General features: G+C 40.0%; 15 protein-coding genes and 1 tRNA gene. 7 read left to right on the top strand and 9 right to left on the bottom strand.

The genetic code is table 11. From position 1 onward, the window contains the following. Position 1: 1 nt before the first annotated feature. On the bottom strand, positions 2 to 655 hold the full coding sequence (locus CSEC_RS05935; protein WP_041017497.1) for a peroxiredoxin: 654 nt from the start codon (positions 653 to 655) through the stop codon (positions 2 to 4). A gap of 152 nt (positions 656 to 807) precedes the next feature. On the opposite strand from CSEC_RS05935, the gene CSEC_RS05940 reads away from it, so the two are divergent. Then, entirely contained in the window at positions 808 to 1,809 is a 1,002-nt protein-coding gene (locus CSEC_RS05940; protein WP_041017498.1) for a Rho GTPase-activating protein, read from the top strand. Here the strand turns inward: CSEC_RS05940 and CSEC_RS05945 are convergent. From CSEC_RS05945 to CSEC_RS05965, 5 genes are read right to left on the bottom strand one after another with little or no spacing between them, the layout of a single operon-like run. Continuing rightward, positions 1,796 to 2,989, bottom strand: coding sequence for a M24 family metallopeptidase (locus tag CSEC_RS05945; protein WP_041017499.1), 1,194 nt, complete (start codon positions 2,987 to 2,989; stop codon positions 1,796 to 1,798). The genes CSEC_RS05940 and CSEC_RS05945 overlap by 14 nt on opposite strands. A gap of 8 nt (positions 2,990 to 2,997) precedes the next feature. Continuing rightward, on the bottom strand, positions 2,998 to 4,731 hold the full coding sequence (locus tag CSEC_RS05950; protein ID WP_041017500.1) for a HEAT repeat domain-containing protein: 1,734 nt from the start codon (positions 4,729 to 4,731) through the stop codon (positions 2,998 to 3,000). Between the two features lie 12 nt (positions 4,732 to 4,743). Further along, a complete protein-coding gene (locus tag CSEC_RS05955; protein WP_041017501.1) occupies positions 4,744 to 5,304 on the bottom strand; it encodes an isochorismatase family protein in 561 nt (186 codons plus the stop codon). A 2-nt stretch (positions 5,305 to 5,306) separates the two neighbouring features. Then, positions 5,307 to 5,642 carry a histidine triad nucleotide-binding protein gene (locus CSEC_RS05960; protein WP_041017502.1) on the bottom strand — a complete coding sequence of 112 codons (336 nt, stop codon included), beginning with the start codon at positions 5,640 to 5,642 and terminating at the stop codon, positions 5,307 to 5,309. A 39-nt stretch (positions 5,643 to 5,681) separates the two neighbouring features. Continuing rightward, positions 5,682 to 6,560, bottom strand: a complete 879-nt coding sequence (locus CSEC_RS05965; protein ID WP_041017503.1) for an MYG1 family protein — start codon at positions 6,558 to 6,560, stop codon at positions 5,682 to 5,684. 481 nt (positions 6,561 to 7,041) lie between these two features. Here CSEC_RS05965 and CSEC_RS05970 point away from each other — a divergent pair, with 481 nt between their 5' ends. From CSEC_RS05970 to CSEC_RS05980, 3 genes are all read left to right on the top strand, one after another. After that, positions 7,042 to 9,189 carry an LOG family protein gene (locus tag CSEC_RS05970; RefSeq protein WP_154017639.1) on the top strand — a complete coding sequence of 716 codons (2,148 nt, stop codon included), beginning with the start codon at positions 7,042 to 7,044 and terminating at the stop codon, positions 9,187 to 9,189. Between the two features lie 109 nt (positions 9,190 to 9,298). Next, positions 9,299 to 12,196 (top strand): hypothetical protein, encoded by a 2,898-nt coding sequence (locus tag CSEC_RS05975; protein ID WP_041017504.1) that lies wholly within the window; start codon positions 9,299 to 9,301, stop codon positions 12,194 to 12,196. Positions 12,197 to 12,209: 13 nt separating this feature from the next. Then, positions 12,210 to 12,593 (top strand): hypothetical protein, encoded by a 384-nt coding sequence (locus CSEC_RS05980; RefSeq protein ID WP_041017505.1) that lies wholly within the window; start codon positions 12,210 to 12,212, stop codon positions 12,591 to 12,593. A gap of 3 nt (positions 12,594 to 12,596) precedes the next feature. Here CSEC_RS05980 and CSEC_RS05985 read toward each other — a convergent pair whose 3' ends face one another. From CSEC_RS05985 to CSEC_RS13115, 3 genes are all read right to left on the bottom strand, one after another. Further along, positions 12,597 to 13,340, bottom strand: coding sequence for a hypothetical protein (locus CSEC_RS05985; RefSeq protein ID WP_041017506.1), 744 nt, complete (start codon positions 13,338 to 13,340; stop codon positions 12,597 to 12,599). An 83-nt stretch (positions 13,341 to 13,423) separates the two neighbouring features. After that, on the bottom strand, positions 13,424 to 14,341 hold the full coding sequence (locus CSEC_RS05990; RefSeq protein WP_053331827.1) for a hypothetical protein: 918 nt from the start codon (positions 14,339 to 14,341) through the stop codon (positions 13,424 to 13,426). 4 nt (positions 14,342 to 14,345) lie between these two features. After that, entirely contained in the window at positions 14,346 to 16,211 is a 1,866-nt protein-coding gene (locus tag CSEC_RS13115; RefSeq protein WP_237559214.1) for a DUF1207 domain-containing protein, read from the bottom strand. Positions 16,212 to 16,349: 138 nt separating this feature from the next. Between CSEC_RS13115 and CSEC_RS06005 the strand changes: the two genes are divergently transcribed. From CSEC_RS06005 to CSEC_RS06015, 3 genes are all read left to right on the top strand, one after another. Further along, positions 16,350 to 16,423 (top strand) — tRNA-Ile (locus CSEC_RS06005). Between the two features lie 626 nt (positions 16,424 to 17,049). Beyond that, the gene (locus CSEC_RS12670; RefSeq protein ID WP_053331829.1) at positions 17,050 to 20,253 is read left to right on the top strand and encodes an SH2 domain-containing protein; all 3,204 of its coding nucleotides are present in this window, start codon (positions 17,050 to 17,052) and stop codon (positions 20,251 to 20,253) included. Positions 20,254 to 20,271: 18 nt separating this feature from the next. Next, complete coding sequence (locus tag CSEC_RS06015; protein ID WP_041017508.1) at positions 20,272 to 20,640, top strand: hypothetical protein; 369 nt, start codon at positions 20,272 to 20,274, stop codon at positions 20,638 to 20,640. The last annotated feature ends 449 nt before the right edge of the window (positions 20,641 to 21,089 follow it).

Raw genomic sequence — 21,089 nt, forward strand, 5'->3', positions numbered from 1 at the left:
TTTAGCTTAGCGATTTTTCATGAACTTGCGTGTAGCGAAGATAAGGCAAAACTTCTCTATACCCTTGGGGAAAAAGTTCCTTTATCTCATTTGGATCAGTAATGCTTGGTAAAATGATGCACTCAGCTCCATGATGCCAATTTACCGGTGTGGCCACCTTTTGATCATCGGTTAGCTGAAGAGCATCGATCACACGTAAAAGTTCATCAAAATTTCTCCCAGTAGACGCAGGGTATGCTATCATAAGGCGTATTTTTTTATTGGGATCGATAATAAATACGGTTCTTACAGTGGTCGTTTCACTCTCATTTGGATGGACCATGCCATAAAGCGAAGCAATCTTTTTATCTTTATCGCCAATTAAAGGGTACTCGACTGTGGTATTTTGGCTAAGATTGATATCCGGAATCCAATGCTTATGATCTTCAACCGTGCCAATGCTTAGAGCAATGATCTTCGTTTTTCTTTTATCAAACTCTTTCTTCATTTTGGCAGCGTAGCCAAGCTCGGTGGTACAAACAGGAGTAAAGTTTTTAGGATGGGAGAAAAAAACACACCAATTATTCCCAATCCACTCATGAAATCGAATTTTTCCCTGGGTAGTCTCGGCTGTAAAATCAGGTGCTTGATCACCAATTCTGACGTGGGAGCACATTTTTCACCTCCTGTATTATATAGTATTTAAAAGATTCCATTAAGATTGTCAATTATTTTTAAATTACTAATCATAAATAATTAACAATCCAAATACATAGGGGTATGCTATAATATATTGTAGGTAGAATTTTTTTGCACCTGGAGATACTTATGCCAAATATTGGTGAAGGTTCAAAATTTACAGTCACTCCTCAGCAGTTGCAATCGGCAAGAGACCAGCTGAAAAAAACTCCCTCTCAAAAAATGTCTGAATTAAATAAAGCTGAGAAAGTCGCTAAAGAAAGCCTTAGCCCTACCCAAAAAGATATCCCCTCCCCTGTTCATAAAGTTCGAGACTCCTCGTTTTTGAGAGAATCTACAGAGGTCAACGAGACTAATGACAAGAGCCAAGCCTTTCTTGCCAATGCGACCAAAAAAGCAAAGAAATACATACAGCAAAAAATATTCAAAAACTCTTTTTCTATGAGTAAACTTGGAAAAGGTTTCAAAAGCTTGATGCATGGTTTAAACCCCCAAAACATCGTAAAGCATTTTACATCGAATCGGACAGAAGATGCGAATGATAAGAAAACAGAGGCTGTTTCAACTAAACAATTTTCGGAGCTATCAAAAGAAGATAAGATTCAGATAGCAAAAACTTTGATACCAAAAGCTGTCCAAGAAATCCTAAAACAAGAAGGGCAAAAACAAGAAGGGGTATTTAGATTATCAGGACGGGATGGTCCGCAAAAAACTTTTCTCAATAAGGTAGCGAGCGACCCATCCATTTTAGAAAATGAATTAGAATTAGAAATTACAGATTTCGAAGGAATCAAAAGCAAAGTCAAACCCTCAGTTGATGATTTTGCGGGCTTAATAAAGAAAACAATTTCTCAATTAAACCCTCAAACAATCAGTTTATCAGAAGAATCAAAAGCATTATTAACCCCGGAACAGCTTAAATCTTATGAAGAATCAAAAGAGGAAAGTCAACTCGGAGAAGAAGAGAAAGCTACTTTAAAAGAGAGCCTTCAGCCTCTATATGAATTGTTTGTTGAAATTAATAGAAATAAGGAAGAAACCAAATTAACCTGGAATACTTTATCGATTTCAGCCCCTGAAATTATCATTTTAATGAAACAATTAGGTTTTGAAATCCCTAAAGATTCATAGTATATATTTTATCTTGCACACCGCCCGTCAGGATAGCCTCGCCTTTATCATTAATAAAGACATCATGTTCCAGTCTGACGCCAAAAAGATCAGGCAGATAAATGCCCGGCTCTATAGAAAAAATGGTATTGTTTAATAGCTTTCTTTCTTCATGAGTTTCCAAGTTGTCGATATTAGCGCCTTCTCCATGACCTTCTTCATGAATGCTGTGGCCGGTTCTATGGATAAAAAAGGGTCCATAACCTGCTTTCTCGATAACTTCCCTCGAAACATCATCGACTTCAAAACCTTGTATCGATTTTCCTTGGGCCAATCGATTTTTTATAAATTCAAAAGCTTTTTTTTGAGCTTCTCTTACAATGTTAAATATTTTTTCCTCTTGTTCATGCGTATTTTTTCTTGCCACTCCAACTCTTGTAATATCTCCATAAATTGAGCCCTCACCCTTTTCCTTGGCCCAAAGATCTATTAGAATAAAATCACCTCTTCTAATGATTTCCGTGCTATTTATTGAAGGTGCATAGTGAGGGTTAGAAGAATTCTTGTTAACCGCAACAATCGGTGGAGAATCAGTTATAAAGCCATTATCCTCAAATTTTTCTACAATAAATTGCTGCACATCATACTCAGAAATTGTTTTATTTTCTTTAAGCGCTTCTTCAACCCATTTAAAAGCAAAAAGGGCTGTTTTATCAAGAAAAGATGCTGCCTTAAGATGCGATTTTGCCGACTCTTCATTAACAGTGGCTGTAAAATGCTGCAAAATATCTCCCGAAGAAAAAAGATTCAGCTTTAAACTTTTTAAAAAATCGATCATTCCTCCATCGACTGTTGAAACGTAAGGAATAGACCCCATTTCAGAATATTCTAGAATGATTTTATCCCTTTCCTTGAAAAGATTGCTTAATAAGCCTTGAAAGGATTGCCAAGAAGCGTATGTTTCTTTTTTTCCGGGTAAATAATCTAGAACAAAACTTTCAACGGCATGAACAATTTTAAGCGGTTCTCCCTCTGCAGGAATCCAATAGCAAAAACGTCTTGTCAAATGAGTTTCTTTCGGGATTTTTAAGAATTTGCAAGCGAGGGTATTCCTTCCCCTGAAATCATAAAGAAGCCACCCTTTTAAAGACTCTTCCTTTAAAAGTTTTTGAACCTCTTTTATGACTGGACTAAAACTCATCTGACACCTTATTGATAGAGGGTTTTAATAACGGAAACAGCCGCCGCAATTCGAAGGGTCGGGTAATTTTCCTGCAAAAGGTTAACAAGGAAAGGAAGCGCTCTCTCATCTTTTGCAGATCCAAGCGCTTCTATGATGAATAATTTTTTTTCCCTATCGCTCGATGAAAAATTCTTTATTAAAACATCAACTGCTTTTGGACTATTTCCCCAAAGACTTAAAATTAAAGCTGCCTGCAAGCTTATTTTTTCATCGCTATCTTCTAAAAGCTCTTCTATAAGAAGACAGGAAACAGGATCTGATTCACTTAGGAGAAGAGCAGAAGCATTGGCCGATATGCCCCATGTCTTTTCTTTTAAAAATTTACGAATCGCTTCTTTAGCTTCAGGAAAACGTTTGGAGGCAAGTAATGCTAAAACTTGCAGCCTGGCGGCTTGATTTATAGCTTCCGGATGAGCGCCTATCTCTTCTTCAAAACGAAGGGTGCTTGGAGCTAAGTATTCTGTAAATAAAAACTCCTTCCACATCCATCGGTCTTTGGAATAGTTAAGACCCTGAAACAAAAGTTCTAAAGCTTGAGCTTCATTTATATTGTGCGACAACAGGTACATCCCAAGGTTCATTTTCACATAAAGGTCTTGAGATTTTAAAAAAGCTTCTTTTGCAAAGCTCAATCCATGCTTTCCTGTTTTGGCAAGAAGAGAAGCGGCCTTTAATCTCTTTTCCTGGAATTCGGAAAAAATCCAGGGAGAGAAAGAGTAACCCCTATTTTGAGGGTCTAAAATGGTGACCCCCCAAGCTGCCATCATGGCTGTTTCATCATCCTCATCTTGAAGGAGGGGCAAAATCCTAGGCAGGGTTTTAGCTCCAATACCTTCTTGATCTCTCATAAAAACTAATGTATGGATCGCAGATTTTCTGACATCTCTTGAAGGATCGTTTAATAATTGAAAAGCAATTCCAACGTCCTTAAAAGATTCATTGTGGTCGATGACAGCAAGAGCAAGTTCCCGAAATCCGCTTCTTTCGCTTCCCGATAATTTTAAAAGGTCCTGGCTTGTCATATCTTTTTTAAGAAGAACAAGCGAGGCGATGGCAGAGACTCTTAATTTATCGCCGAGGTTTCTTTCAGCAACGATACGGGTTAATTCCGGGATAGCTTCTTTAATTTGCATCGTTCCAAGGCATTTAATAGCTTCAGCTCTTACATCATAGAGGGGCTCTTTCTTTGCGAGATTAAAAACAAGCGCTTGAAGCCTCTTGTCATACATGCCTTTGACAAGCTGCAGGGCCACTTGTCGAAGCCTGCTATTTTGATCTTTAAGGCCTCTTTCCAAAAGATCAACCCCTCTAGCATCTTGACCTAGGTAAGAGGCAATGAGAGCAATTAATCGAACTTGCGGATAAGAAGATTTAGCTCCATTTTCAATAACGCCCCATGCCAAATCTTCTAAAATACCCCGGGTTTTACTTTTTTCAGGGTATTTTTTCGCATAGCGTTTCCAGCTAAGAAGCGCTTCTTTTTCATTCCCGGCTTTCAAATAAGCTCTTATCAGGTCTTCTTCAAAAACTTGATTATCAGGATAATTTCTTACAGCTTCTAAAGCTTCTTTTACAGCTGAGCCATAATCGCCAATCAGTTGATGGGAGGAAATCCGATTTCTAATCGGTAATTCATCTACAGCAAAGCTCTTAGCAAAAGCCAAGAGTGTAAGAAAGAAGAAGAATTTTTTATCATTCACAAAAGATACAAATTATTTAATAAGGCTGCTGATTTCTTTAAATTCAGGGATCTTGGAGTTTCCCATTAATTCGAAAAGGGCCGTTTCAACGCTCGTTATCCGAACCCCTATATCTCTCATTTCAGCTATCGCTGTCGAATAGTCGTAAATTGATCTTGAGGAAATGGCATTGTTAAGTACGGCTACTTCATAGCGGTTTTTGATAAGATCCTTAGCCGTCTGTAAAATGCAAACGTGAGCTTCAATGCCGACTAAAATCCACTGTGTTACTGAAGAATTTTTTAAAATCGCTTCTATTTCTTTATCTTTTAGACAAGAAAAGGAGGTTTTTGATAAATGTTGATTCCCCTCTAAAAGTCCATTTAAGTGAGAAAGCGTTTTTCCCATTTTCTCAGGGTATTGCTCCGAAACAAAAATAGGAAGTTTTAAGATATTTGCCCCCCTTACCATTTTTTCTATTTCCTTAAGGACTTCTTCCGGGTTTTCAACTAAAGGAAAAAGCCTTTCTTGCACATCAACTACAAGAAGACCGGCATTATTTCTATCTAGAAACCAATTTTTATCGTTTTCCATGTTTATCCCATAGCTCCAAGCGGCCTTCCGCCAATAAGATGAAAGTGTAAATGTAAGATGGTTTGACCTGCACTCTCCCCATTATTTGTTAGGAGCCTATACCCTTCTTCCACATCAAATTCTTCTGCTAATTTTTGTGCGATCTCAATCAATTCAGGAAAAAGTTTCAAATCTTCTTCTTGCATGGCTTGCAAGTTTTTAAATTCTTTTTTCGGCATGATTAAAAGGTGGACAGGCGCGATAGGGTAGATGTCTTTAATTGCTAAGAAGCGATCATTTTCAAAAACAACTTCTGCCGGAAGCTCTTTTTTAATAATTCGGCCGAAAATCGTAGTCATAATTTTATTGCCTTTTGGAAGTTTAACGGAAGTTTTATCCTAACATCCTTTTAGCGTATATTCAAGAGCTTTCAATGCATCTTCCCGAGTTTCCCATACAGATATAAAACGTCCCTTATGACAAAATATGGCGCCTGCGATTCCGGACTTTCTTTTTAATTCTTCATCAAGAAGCCCGGCCCACTCTTTAGGAAGCGCCATACGGACATCCATTTTATCTTCTATAGTAGGCGGAATGCCGCGAAGCTTCCAATGTTTTCCAGAAGGCATGATGACAAATTTTGCAGGGTGGGAGGTTCCCCCTAAAGCAAAAAAAGCGTCCATCCAAGGAATGGCCTTATCAAACATGAGGACAACCTTTTTTTCCTGCATAGCTTGTGCCACAATCTCACGGCAGGACCTGTTGTAGTTATAACGATCCCACATTCTCTGCAAATGACCTTTAGCAAACTCTAAAGCTTTAAAGAAAGCTTCTTCATTTTCTTTTTCGCTGGCATCGTGATGAATGGGTGTGAAATTCGCCATGATATGAGAATAAGTAGAAATTCCGGGCAATTGAGGATCAACCCCATTGTCATGGTCATCCACCCCAATCACAAGGTTATTGTTGAATTGGTTGTACTCTTCCTGGCTTAAGATGTTTTTATTTTTTAAATATAAAAGAATCATCCCGGCTGAGGACAGCGGACCTTGATATTCGACTTGGTGGTGATCGAAAAGTTTGTGGTCAGGATCATAGACTCCCCCAACATCACAAACATATTCGCACGTTGAAAGGATTTCCGGTGAACGTGTTCTCTTAATTTTGTCTTGATCAATCAGATTAAAGATTATAAGCAGCGCACAAGCTGTCACTTCATCGGCATGAAATGTTCCGTCATGAATCCCACAGCTTCGCGGTATTTTTTGAGCCCCCATATACCTTCCTATCGCTCTTCACTGATTTTTTTCTCAAGCGGCTAAATTTGAGATAGGCAAAAATCCCTAAAAACATTCGATTATGTCAAAGAACTTCTTTTCTTCAAAGAAAAACGCCATGTGGAACTTTTTGGTGCCTAAGTTTTAAGGTTTCGCAATCCACTTTTAAAAGTTATAAACAATTTTTACTTCAATTACTTAAAGGGATTTTTTTTAAATTTCGGCTCTTTCTCTATCTCTTGGTGTCACACAAAAGCCTTATGTTCAATGTGTTATACGAATGCAATTATTTGAAAAAACAAACTAAACAAAACGGAAAACCAAAAAACCAATGTAAAGTTTTTATTTTATAAACAAGTTTTCGACAAGTTTTCCACAAAAACAAACCTTTACTCTCAACCTTTTAAAAATTGAACCTGCTTTATAGAAAAATCAAGTTTTGCTATTTATTGGTTCCACTTTGAAAAGCTAAAGGAGCCTAATGCCTTCAATCACCTACTATCTTGATCCCTCCCAACATGATCTTGTTACCCCTGATGGCAAAATCGTTGAATTGAAACGAATAGACGAAAAAACATTACTTGCAGAGGTTTTCATTGAAAATATCTCTCCCGTTTTTGTGGGCTTTCAAATCGATAAAAACCTTATCTTCTTCAATATCAAAAGTACGCTTGCCCAAGTCGGAGTGGATGGGTTAACGCAAGGTTTTGAATTGGATCCCATAAGTCGATCGGCGCAAGTTCAAGTATTAATCAAGGGGATTGGCTCTCTTGGGGAAAAAATGCTTCCTTATATAAAAGTGGGTTCAGCTATCGGCAAATTATTTGCGGCAGATGATAGACGAAGAGTTAGAGATCCGGATTATTTAGCACGTATGTTTGGCAGAGCGGATCGCTTTGGCAAGCCACTTCTTTCTTTGGGTGGACTGCATGGTAGCGATGATTTGATTTTAGATAAAGTGGATGGCAGAACGATTGCTTATCTTTCCATTCAAAATGGAAGAGTTCTTTATTCTCCTGAAATCGATGGTTTTTTACCGACTCTTGGCAAAGCTCTTCTTGCCAATATCAAATCAAGAGATATGGTTCGCATCAATCAAGAATGGCACCCTCATCTGCCACGAAATATTGGAGATGATGAGCTTCTACTTGTGAGAACCTTGCCCTTGCATATTAGAACGGTATTTGGAAGAGTTGTCGATAGTCTTTTATCGGAAGGGTATAAACACACCTCGGCTTCAATTTTGCAGCCGGATACCAAAGCTTCAGGCGATATTTATGAACTATACGGTAAAAGCAAGCGTGAATTAAGTGATATCCCTCTTGAATTCTACACTCTTGAACCCTATCGGGAGCACGTTTTCTTTTCAGATAGGGATCAGCTTCAAATCTGCATAGAAAATCAAAGCGCTCTTTTTGATGCTTTTAAGACTGCTCCCGGAACACTAAATGAGCGTGCCGCAACTTTCGTTGTGAAAGGCGATCAGCTTTTGAATTTAAATGCTGAAAGCTGGATTGTCAGGGAAACGAGACCCTTTGATTTTCCTGGGGCCACCCATAGCGAGCGCCAAGCGTTGCTTATTGAAAGATATATAGAACAGCAGCCGGCTTACCCCTTCTTAAAAAGCATTAGCGACGGTTCAATCACAAGTCAAGGTATTTTACTCACACGATATTTTCCCTCCCCTTTGCTTAAAAGAATGCTTCTTGGAGATACCATTCAGCGCTGTCTGAAAGGAATTTATTTTCAATACCCAAGCCTTGCGGGCCAAGGCTTTTTCTCCGCCGAAGACAGGGCAATTTTGCATGATCTTGAAAAATTTGCCATCCCGACTTTTTGGGTGGATCAGATTACAAATAAAATATTGCGCTATGTTGAAAAAGCGGATAGGGATAGTGGCATGTTTGTGCCTTTGGATCAGGTGGATACCTTTTTGAAAGCCACAATGATTGGAATTTACGGATCAAACCTGCTTGAAGGGGATTTTGAAAATGAGCTTAGACAATTATTAGAAGGTCTTCTTGTCTTAAAAGATAGCGCGACACACCCCGTTTTTATTAAAGGAAAGCCCTTGGCTCTTGTTACAGGAGGGGGCCCCGGCGCTATGGAAGTCGGCAATAGAGTAGCAAGACAGCTTAATATTTTGTCATGCGCAAATATTGTTGATTTTAGACATAAATCACAAAGTGTAGTTAATGAACAGCAGCAAAACCCTTATGTTCAAGCTAAGATGACTTATAGGCTCGATAAACTAGTTGAAAGACAAGCGGAATTCAACTTAGATTTTCCTATATTTTTAATAGGAGGCATCGGAACTGATTTTGAATATAGCCTCGAAGAAGTTAGACGAAAAGTAGGCTCTGTTTACCTTACTCCTATTATTCTTTTCGGCAGCCCGGACTACTGGAAAAATAAAATTACCCCTCGATTCCAGGAGAATTTAAAAGCCGGCACCATAAAGGGATCTGAATGGCTAAGCAATTGCTTTTTCTGCATTCAAAATGCAGCTCAAGGACTGGAAGTCTACTCGGAATTTTTAAAAGACAGATTACTTATAGGAAGAGAAGGTCCTTGCTATCCTAGAGGGTTTGTCTTAGTAGGCGAAGATAGTTTGGCGATTAAAAATTAATTAAACGTTTACAAAGAATAAATTAATTTAATTATCTTCATAAAATAAACCAGTTTTTATTAAACTAATTGTTATAATTAGTGTTAGTTAATAAAACTGAGGTTATTTTATGCAATCTGCTGGTGATGCCTTTTCCCGGTATGAAGATTGTTTTAGAAACTTTGATGAAATATCCAAAATAGAAAAAGGAAACTATCTCTATCTTGATGCAACAGGAAACCTAAAAGTTTCAAAGACGGATCAAACCTCTACAAGCGGCTCCTGGGGAGCCTCTCTTTCAAAAACTGTCACTAATTTAACAAGCGGAGCTACAGGTGTCAAATCAGATTGGCAAAGTGTAGCCAAGCGTATTGATTCCTTAAATGAGGAAGTGACAGAAATTCTTAAAGACATGGAAGCAAATCCAAGCCGTTATAGAGACGATATAAAACTTCATGAGCTTTCAATTAAACTTATCACAGCAAAAAGAGGTTTAGACAACCTTTCCAAGCTTTACCAAGAGCAGCAAAAATCAAGTTGGATTGCTTCTAAAGCACTTTATAAGGCAGAAGCTGCTATGAAGTTTGATCAGCAATCACATTTATTAGAAGAAAACAGACAAAGAATCGAGAATTTTATAAATCAAAAAGGTAAAGAAAGGGAACCTCAAAATGACGATGAAGATTTAGCGGCCTCTGCCTTTGGTTTTCTTGATGAAGAAGAATTAGCGCCTTACACGGGAAAACTCGATGAGAGCTTTTTTCTAGTCCAGGAAAGTAATTCAAAACCTATCGTCACGCATCTTTCTGAATCTCCTCAAGTCTCTTTCATTGAAAAAGCATTAAGTCAAAAACTACACACTTTAAGTCTTAATGAATTAAAATCAATGGGGCGTACACTTGAACGAGAGTTAAAACAAGCCAAAGGAAATGAGGAAAGGATTTTAAAAGCCTCAAGGACCTTAAAAGCTGAGCTAAAATTACGTGTTGAAGCCTTTAAAGATTTTAAACATGATTTTGACAAGGCTTTGAAAGCTAACGACAGAAAAACTATCCATACCCTAATTGCAGATCTTCCCCCCGGCCTTATTTCCGAACCAAAAGTTGCCCGGCTAATTCAATCTCTGCCAGAGTCTTATAGGGAAACAGCACTAAAAGATTTAAGCAGCCTGCAAATAGTCACAGCGCAAAGAAAAATCAATGTTGTCCAAGAAACTGAAGATGAGGTGACTCCCCCTTCCGACCAACAGATTAGGGGCGCTGCAATCCTCCTTCATCATCAATTAAACTCAAATTTAGAAGAAAGCTACCGGACAGGCGATTTTGAAAAGAATCATGAACTCGTTAAGCATCTTGCCGACAACCTTCTTGCTGCAGATATCTGGTTAAAAAGCGAGGATCGCCATCCCCATATGCAAACAACTCTTGCAACAGCTTATAGACAACTTTCGGAATATTATCGAGAAGTCGGAGATAAAGAGTCCTTTGAAGAATCCCTTATGAAAATAGGAAATATCCAAATTGTTCCTTCGCATCCACTAGGTGATCTTAAAAGAGTAGCTTCAAGAACTCAAAAAGATGCGGAATGGGTTCAAGTAGATGGAACAGAGGTTAGGAGAAGACAAGTTCGAGTGCAACTAAAAGCTGTCACGACACCGCAAGAGGGAAAACAGCAATTTTTAGATCTTAGTTTTACTTTGCCAAGAAAAGAAAGAGCTGATTTTCAAGCGCGTCTTAAGGTTTTGGATGGCTCACCTTCCTTTAGGGAGCAAGGGATCACAATAGATAGATTTGCGAAAGCCGAGTACCCTGAGTATAGTTTTCCAAAAGGTGCTTTCAAAGGAGCTTGGGATGAAAAACGCATTGTCGTAAATACGGGCGATGCTCTTGTGATAAGGGATAAGTCTAATAAGATCTCAGTCACAATCGGAAATGACATCGAAAAATGGAATCAATACCAAAAAGTTAGCGTACAGGTGGATCCCAAGGTAACCTCTCAAGAGCTACATGAATTTTTATCTACTATCGGTCTTCCAATGGTTTTACTAGAATCACGGCCGGAGGATATTCATCATGAGAATACCGCAAGAGTTGCTTTTGCAAGACATCCCGTGGAAATGGCTTTTTATGAAAGTCCGGAAGAATGCTATCAAAATAGTGTTGAAAACCCTGCAAATTCCAATCTCTCAGCAACTGATGCTAAAGCCATAGTCGATCGTGCTAAGGCTATGCGCTTAAAAGATGTAGGCAACAATCGTTTGGAGTATGTGGACGACCAAAATGTTGTCGAATTTTGGGCATCCGGTGGAAGAGGGTTTGGCGCAACGCTTGGTCATAGCGGAGTGACCTTTAACTTATATGAAATATATCTTCATGGCGGAACTTATAAGAAGCAAAAGATTGAAAATTCAGCTTTGACAATGGCTTATATTCTTAAAGGGGGGCAGCTCTCAAGCATGGAACGATTTGAAAAAGGCATTGTCGGCGGTGGTTGCTGTCCTGATGAAAATGTGGAAACAGGTTCAGCGAATCAAGTATTTACAAGGCCCCTTACCGATAATCAGTTTGATTCGGAACATGATTGGGGAAACTATGCCATTGAAGGCAATATCTTCCTTCTTTTTGATGCGACATTAGCTGAAAGACTCCCCTATGGTTATACCAAAGACAGGGCCGGTTTAAGAAATCCTCATCATATCAGCAAAAAAGCCGTCAGAATGGCGCAGAAAGAATTGCCTGAAAAAGGATTAACTGGCGAATTGATGAGGGAGCGCCAACCGCTTCCTCAAATTCTCGAAAATCAAAGAAGAAGCGATCTTACGCTGCCGACCGCTGAAGTCATGTTTGAAGACACTATTGGCGCAAGCTATATCTACGGAGCTGTTGTCCAAACAGAAGAAGAAAAAGCTTCCGTTATTAGAGTTTTAAATGAACAAGGAATTGATAATATTGGCGGTAAACCGCTTGATGAAGCGATTTTTGTGGGTAAACTCTCCCCTAAAATGATTAAAAACCCCTTCGAATTATAACAAAAAGGTTTTTATGCAAAGTATGACTCAGATATTAGATAGAGTCTTTTTTCTTGAAATTGGCGTTCCTGAAGGAAAGAAAACCGAAACACTTGCTGTCGGTCTTGTATTTTTAAAACCTGATAATGAGCCTGACGAAAAAGTATGGGGGTATCTTAGTTTTCACGATCAAATAGCCGGGCGTCAACGAGCCATTACCCTCCAAAAAAAGCCGGACATTGCTGAAATGAAGATAACTGCCGTGAGCGATATTGGCGAGAGATTTAATTTTATTTTTGTAACTAAGGAAGTTTGGGAAGAAAAAGTGAAAAAACTCTTTCAGGTCCCGGATGAGGTGGAAAATAAGTTAATTGATACAGAGCAAGTGCAAAGTCTTTTATTGAATCTATACCCTTAAAGCTTAAGTGGTGCAATCCATTAATGCATAGCTTCCATTTTCGTTTAAAAAATCGATAAGCCTTTCTGCTTGTTTTGGAAAATTAGACTTCTCTATATGGCCATGGCAAGACCCGCAAATTACAAAAAGGTTGCTTTTGATTAGATGATCCTGAATTTTTTTTATAAGCCCTGTTTGCCTTTCTTCCATGGTACTTTTAACAATCTGGTTTTTAAAATTCCTGAATATCTTATTTAACCATTCAATCATTTCTTTTTTAAGCTCTTCTAGTGAACGTAGCGATGTTTCTTTTAGCCTTTCTAATACATCAGTGCAGTCCAAAATTTCTGTATTCCACTTTTTTGAGAGGGCTTGAAGCGAAAGAATAATTTCCTCTTTTAAGCTGATCAAAAGAGTTTGGTCTGTTAGTTTGTTCAGTTCGTCTCGAAGTTTGTGAAATGATAAAGTTTCAATTTTAATTTTTGCTATAAGATCTTTGTCTTCCCAACATTCTGTCTCTATTTCAAGTGAATTCCACTTTTCATGTTCAGAGGGTGATTCGAAAAGCAAAATAGCATTACTTTTATTTTCAATATTTTGAATCGCATTGTGAACGGTGGGATAGTAGTCTTTTTTCTTATGATTGATTAGAAAAACGATGATCTTAGCTTTTTTCCATTCGGGTACGCTAGAGTGTATCAAAGGAAAGGTGTTAGAGAGGATCCCAACAGAAGAAGGGCTTGAAGTATTTACGGTAATTGCACCCATACTGACCTTTAATAAATTAAAGGAGAAAATATTAATTTAATTAGTTCAACAAGTCAACGTTAATTAACTAAAACCAGATCAGTTTATTTACCTTCCCTCGCTTGCTTCCAGTTAAATAAGGCCACTTTTAAGAAAGGAGTCATTTCAGGGGCAGGGACAATATCCTCGGATTTAAATTTTTTTTTCGTAAAAACCTGTAGATATTCGGGATAATCATCCTTAACTATATTGATCCAGTAATTTCTGGCATAATTAGGATGTTTCTTTATAAAAGCCTCCAGTTCTTCATAAGTGTAGCTGGCTTCATTTATGGCCTCGCCTTCCTTATAAAAATTTTTCCACCCTTGAAAGGCCATTCTCACCTCTATTGGAAAGACGGAAGTCGGAAGATCAGCAAGATTACTTGTGGATTCACCGGATAGATTATCTAAAAATTTTTTATACCCCGGAGGTGCGTCAGGCCAACCAGCAGCATTCCATTCCGGTAACGCAAATAAAAATTCTAAAAACTCACTTTTAGGAACTTTTCTTTGTGTAAATTCATTTTTTAAAAGCCTATCCCAGGTGTGGTATAAAAATAAGACTTCAGGAGGGGCTAGGACAAAATTACCGGCATACCCTTCTTTTATCCCAACTTTGGATTCGTAGTCAAAGCCGGTTAGATAGTTAGTTCTATTGGAGACGTTTTGACGAAGGTATTGGGGGAACTGCCATAAAAAAAGAGAGAGATCCCGATTGGTTACTTGTAAAAACGGGCTTTTTGAAAAATAGGTGTTTAAAGTTTTGCCGTACCAGTTAAAGCCGCCCCAAAAAAGCATCATTAGTGCTGAGATTAAACCTGTCCAAATCCAAAAATAGCTTGGATTTTTCTTAAAACCGTTGGTGTTAACAAAATCTTTTTCCGGAAGCTCTCCTGGTAAATTATCTTCTAGAGGAGGAGGCTCTTCAGCGTATTTGCTTGGACCAATCGTATCTTGAGGTTCCTCTGCGTTGGGATTCATTTTTTTAGTATCCGTAGGAGAGGTTTATACTAAACCAATTGTCCGCATATTCGCTGAATTGGCCATCGGCTGAGTACCCATCGTGGTACATGATGTAGGCTCGAAGCCTTTTAAATTCACAAGTAGTCTTACCCCATTCCCAGCCGAGAACATAGGTTTGATCAATGTGCTCTTTGTAAATATTAAAGTACTTAAAATCCATGGCAAAGAAAGGAAGCCCGTAAAGGTGCTGACAGGGATTATAAAAGCCAAGTCTTGGAAAACGAAGCTCTGTACCTGCTTGAACGTAAAAGTTTCCGCTATCAAATGATTCATCATGCTGGATGACCCATCCGATACCGCTATAGAGCCTAATCTCATCTGTGATATAATTGGAAACAAAGAAATCTAAGTATTCAGCACTAGGGTTTCTTCTGTCAAATCCCGGGTTATTGAGAAGAAACTCATCCCCAAGGTGAGAGGAGATGTGATAGGCCCTTAACCTAAAAACCCATCTGTCGACAGCGTATTCAATGGGGAAACCGACATAATAGTCGGCATTATAAAGAGGCGCTGACTCATGCAAAGGATCAAAGACAGCCCATAGACCGCCCTCTAAGTTAATTTGAAGAAAACCGCCCCAGGGCCATACGTTACACCACCTGATAAAGGCGATGTTATCGGCAAAAGAGACAGGAATCACGTTTTTAGTTAAGGCGTCGTCATTAAATCTCCAGCCGACTGAGTAAGTGAGCTGTCTTGGATCTGCAATCATGGGCCTATAAAGAGGCCCTTCCTGGGGAAGCCAAACACCCCAGAGTCCGCAGTGGCCAAACGAATAGCAAGAATCGCCGCATAAGTAAGTATAGGGACCTAAATAAATGCAATTAGCAGAACACCACCATCTGTCTCTTTCGCAGGTAGGCCATTTTTGACAGCAACCGCAGCAGTTTGGAACGCAATACTGATAAAAACAGGGCAAGTTGCAACACTCTGCGTCCCCTTCTTCATAGTCAGTCTCTTCTTCGCATTCATACTGAAAGTCTGGAAAAGCATATTCCGGATTGTATGCTAAAGCCGGCTGAAAAGGTTCACATCTACAAGCATTTCCATCGTCACAGCCGCAATCGCAATTGTCTTTCCCGCAAGCAAATCCTTTATCACATTTGCAAGGATCTCCGTTTCCGCATCCGCAATCGCAATTGTCTTTTCTGCATACACCTTCAGCTTTCTTGCTTTCTTTTTCACCGCATGTGCAGGAAAACCCGTCGCCGCATCCGCAGTCGCAACTATCTTTACCGCAAACAAACTCTTGCTTTTTGGAACAACCCTCATTCTCCTTGACTCCGCAGCTGCAAGGATATCCATCCCCGCATCCGCAGTCGCAACTATCTTTACCGCAAACAAACTCTTGCTTTTTGGAACAACCCTCATTCTCCTTGACTCCGCAGCTGCAAGGATATCCATCCCCGCATCCGCAGTCGCAACTATCTTTACCGCAAACAAACTCAGTTTTCTTGCTTTCCTTTTCACTGCATGTGCAGGAAAACCCGTCGCCGCATCCGCAGTCGCAACTATCTTTACCGCAAACAAACTCTTGCTTTTTGGAACAACCCTCATTCTCCTTGACTCCGCAGCTGCAAGGATATCCATCCCCGCATCCGCAGTCGCAACTATCTTTACCGCAAACAAACTCGGCTTTTTGTGAGCTTTCCGGCCCGCAGCTGCAGGCGTTTCCGTATAAACAGCCGCAGTCGCAATTGACTTTGGTGCAGCAAGCATCCCCGTTGTCATTCGCGGCCAATCCGCCGTAAAATACAAATGATAAGAATGTTAGGAATACCCATCGTGCGATCATGCGTAAGTCTCCATCGAGATTTTGTGTATGCAAAAGGCAATTTTTAGCGGATTAGGACAAAAGTTAAAAGAAAAAATTGGAATGAGGCTTATTTTTTACCCAAATTTATTTTTAATAAAATGAGACTTGCATTTCTCAATTCATGTTGCTAGAATGTCTACTTACCTTTTTGGGGCAATAGCTCAGTTGGTTAGAGCAACGGACTCATAACCCGTTGGTCCCTGGTTCGAGTCCAGGTTGCCCCACTTCTTTCACCCACAGTCCCAATTCACATTTATCTTTATAGAGATCAGGCTAGACCCCCAATCGTAGTGCAACAAAGAAAAATCTTATCACCCTCCGGTCGCTCAAACCAAAACTATAACTCAAAATTTAAGATGGCATCTATCCGACGATGAATAAATAGGAACGGGACGAAAGTATGGCGAGCTAATCAAAGCACACGCCAACCTCATAACCGGATGCAAGAGCTCAAGATTGATCTAAAGACAACGAAAGGCAGAGATAGCGCGGGAAATAAATGAAAACTGCTGCTCGGTCGTTATATTCTCGATGGCGCCTTTGAACAACCTGAGGCAACCAAAGATAAAAGACGATGCTCTTGAGACTTCAAATTTGAATAGGTAAATCGCTATTTCCCTTTTGTTACACTATGGGTGTAAACATTTTCGCTGGATCGAAAAGAGCAAACCTCTTAGACAAAAAAAATTTTTAATCTACGTACTCATCTCCTTATCTAAAGGAATCTATTTATAATTATCTATTAAAATAGATCAACTAAAATTATTGCATTCTTAATCTATAGTTAATTAACTGTTAGAAATCCATCATTATAATATTAAACCTTTCGGAAAGTAATTAAGGTAATAAGATGGTGGAAGGCATTCATAATTTATTATTGAAAACCAATAGCGCAGCGGCACCTCCTGCCCACTCTGCAAAGGAAACCGAGAAGGAGCTTAGCCAAACTGCTGATAATTCCCCTCAAAATGATAAGATGCCTCTATCAGCTCTTTTTAGCCTATCTGGCAAAAAAGCAACTACAAATTCAAAACCCGCGGTCCAGTTTCCTGATAGCTTAAAGCAAGTGCAAATAATCAATTCGAATCTTGGCGGATCAACAGGCGCGAAGCTTGTTAAGTCAAACGACACTTACTTTGTGTCCAAAAAAGGTAATCATGCCGAGCACATACTCGCTGAATATGGCGCGAATAAGGTTTATAAGGCCCTCGGAGTACCCGTTCCTGAGGTTGCTTTATATGATGAAACGAGCGGTGCAAAAGTTGCAGGACAGGCAAAACCCACCCATCCCCTAATGCTGGCAGAGTATTTTCAGCCTTGCATCCCCCTAGGAGAATATTTGCAAAATTCCTCCATTACGCAGGAAAACAAAGACAAGGTTATAGCAAAACTGCAAGAGCACTTTGTAATAGATTGCCTCTTAGCAAATTGGGATGTGATCGGGTTAGAGAGTGATAATGTGTTAGTCACAACAGATGGGACGCCCATACGCATCGATAATGGTTCAGCCTTTGAGTTTCGCGCCCAGGGCGGCTTAAAGAAAGAGGGCTTCTCTCCAAATGTCACCGAACTTGATTCCATGCGGGACTGGATAATAAACCCTTCTGCTGCGTCAATATATGGCTCACTCTCCAATCAAGAGATCTTAATACAAATCGATTGGGTGCTAGCTCGAGAAGATCTATTGTTTAAAAGTATAGATAAAAAATACCACAGCTCCTTGTCAAAGCGACTGGAATTTTTGACAACCTATAAAAATCAGCTTCAACCTGCTCCTGGATCACCAAAAACCTCAAACGAACCTAAAGCCGAATCGAAAAAACCCCTTAAAAGCTTTGATTTGTTCGCACAACCGATAAACGCGTTAACATCTGAAGAGCGCAAAGTTAAAGCGGCTTCCTATGGAAGCTTAAGCGGAGAAGAGGCCTTTAGCTTGCTGGTTGGCAAGCCGCCCGGGACCTTTCTTTTAAAAAATAGTCAAAGCACAGCCGGAGCATTAGTGGTTTGCTATATTCAGGCAAATGGCAAGTACTCTTCAGTATTACTTAAACCAAGCGGCATTGGAACTTGGATAATGGAGACCTCCAAGGGGCCAAAGCATCTTTTGAATCCGGGAGAGCTCTTGACCGAGCCCGAACTAAAAAAGCTCTTTTTGACCCCGTTAAAAAAGAGCGCTGCATTACCAAAAAGCCAAAGCCCTTTAAAATTTTCGTCAAACCCGCTTCTATTTACTAGCCAAACCGAGCTTCATCTTTCCGGCTTGAACAACCAAAAGCTCAACCCCGCAGCTCTTTCTGAAAAAAATAAAAAGAAGGTTATCATTCCGCCCCCTGCATCGGTCCCTGCTGCATGGGTTGCTCCGGTAAACCCGGTTGAATCCCTAGTCCAAAGCTACATAAAGTCAGATCCGGAAAAACTGCTTGGACTCCAAGCCATGGGCTATAAGATCAGTGGAGATCAATATTTTCAAGGAGCTGAAAAGCTGCGCTTGAATTTTGCTAAAGAGCTTCAAAAAGATCCCTACATAAGGACCTCGATTCATCAGCTCTACGATAAGGCGTCCGAAGCGTACTCCAAAGAAAAAAACTTTGATATGGCTTTTAAGATGCGTGCCCTGCTGGCAAGCTCCTTAAAACTACCGGAGTTCCATCCCTTAATTAAAATGAACGACGCCATCGCTCGGCAAACTGCAAAGCAAGGCAATCCTGATTTCGGAGCTCATTTTAGCGGCTACGATACAGGCATTTTAAAGGGCAGCAACTTCCGCATCGATAGACGGATGACCGAAGCCGGCCTTAAAGATATCCTGCAATTTCGTCTCAGCCAGTTTGCTAGACGAGATCTACAGGAGAATCTAGCTTGTATCGAAAAGCATATCGACCTTTTCAATCAGCATCTACCAAAAGAACTTAAGCCCGGAATTTCCATCCAAGCCATTCCCTACTGCTTTAAAGGGCAAAAAGAGAGTGTCTATTCCAATAAATTTGGATGGCAACCGGCTGATGCCAGCGCTCTAGAAATCACCTTCCAAGGCGTTGGCCGAATTATCGTCGGCAATAATCCGCAGTATGGCTGCCTATATAACGATGTCAGCGTCGAGATTGATGCCTCCATGAAAGATGGCCAGGCTCTCAAGCTGATGCATCAAATGCTCACGGTCTTGGGGCTCGGGCCCCTCTTTGCCGAGCAAAGACCTGAGGATGATGAGCGGCTTAAAATCGCCCAGATATTTCGAACTTATTATCCTAGCCGAGCCAATGAGTTGGAACGGACCAAGGAATTTTATGAGCTTCCCCTAACCGAGCTAAAAGCACACTTAATTGCCTTAGTACCCCAGATGAAAGCCCTGCTTGAGAAATACAGTCATCCAGGAATGATGCAAAAAGTCGAACTGTATCCTGGTAAAACCAGCTGGGCTCTCAGTGACATAGCCAGCCAGTTAAAACAGAAGGGCAATTATGGGCTGATGATGGGTGTTGGCTCTTTTCTAGACTTAAAAATAGCGGCTAAGAGAGCTGCCAACATGATAAAATTTGGCCCCATTTCCTCACAGGATCGTCTGCAAGCCGGGATAATGATTCATGGCGCCTCCACAGGGGCCGACTTAGAAACCGGAGGCGGAGACCGTATCTTCACCCGAATGATCAATAAGCAAACGAGCCCCAAACCGATCAATAATTTTCCGTTTTCAGGTTCCATACAGCTATTGATCGATTTAGAGGCTCTCAACCGAGGCTGTTATGCTTATAATTCGGATAAATATGGCATCCGAAATCCGGTCCATTACAATTATTATGAATATGCCAAGCGCGCATCGATTTTAGACTTCACAGCCACGCAAACTGACAATGAGGTGATGCTAAAAAATCGCATCGATCCTCAATACATCAAAGGGGCTGTCGTACAAAATCAGGGCGCTTACGAACAATTAGTCGAGGCCTTAAAAGAGGCCTCAATAGTAAAATCTATAATGGGTAAAGACTATGTTTATGGAAAACCCATAGAGCAATTTATTAAAATTGCGCATAAATTTGACCCAAGCATGTGGAATTAAGAATCAAGGAGAATTTAAATGGATTGTCTACCCCCAGTCACCTATGAACAGGTTTACTTTGTCGAAGCGGCTCAAGCGAGAAGGCAGTTAAACCCTATCGCGATTAAGCCCTCTATTCATGGTCACGAGATTCTATGGAACGATACAGGCCGTGGCGTACTCTTGAAAGCCTCTCATATTCTATGTGAATATGACAAGCCCTCCCAAGCAGCCGCTTTTCCGGACCGTATCATCATCACTCTGGAATCAGGCGCTACGATTACTTTGACAGCCCTAGACTTAGAACTTTACTATACCAAACTTAAACAAAATGTGGCCGGTCAGCCGGATTTTGAAACCGATCAAGAGTTGCGCTACTACTATCTAAATACCGACTTCGAAGCTTAAAATACACTAGCAGTCTGAAATTTTTCCATGCCCAAATCCGAATCCCTTGTCGGACAATAGCGTCAGACATGGGGGCCGCACGGACTTAAAATTTCTTAATCAGAGGCAGCATTTAGCTATCTTAACTCTCTTTGGTTTCGCCATTTACTTAACTTTTGATCTAAAAAATTTACAAGCAAGGAAAATTTTAAAGAATCAGCCAACAGCTTTTTCGATTAAAGAGAGCTCTAAGCATAGGATAAAAAAAATAGATCTATCGGACCGCCTCTCTCTTTTTAAATGCGACGGTCTTCCAGGATTCATTTCAAGAATAGTTTCGGTTGAACTTAATATCCCTTTGTCAAAACATTACTTTATGTTAATAATAAATTTTTAATTATTTTATAGGAATGACAGGCGTCTTCCTATTGACACAAATATCCCAAATGAATCGGCTCGGCCAATGTGGG

Origin of the sequence: Criblamydia sequanensis CRIB-18 (assembly GCF_000750955.1) — a bacterium.
Taxonomy (GTDB): Bacteria; Chlamydiota; Chlamydiia; order Chlamydiales; family Criblamydiaceae; genus Criblamydia; species Criblamydia sequanensis.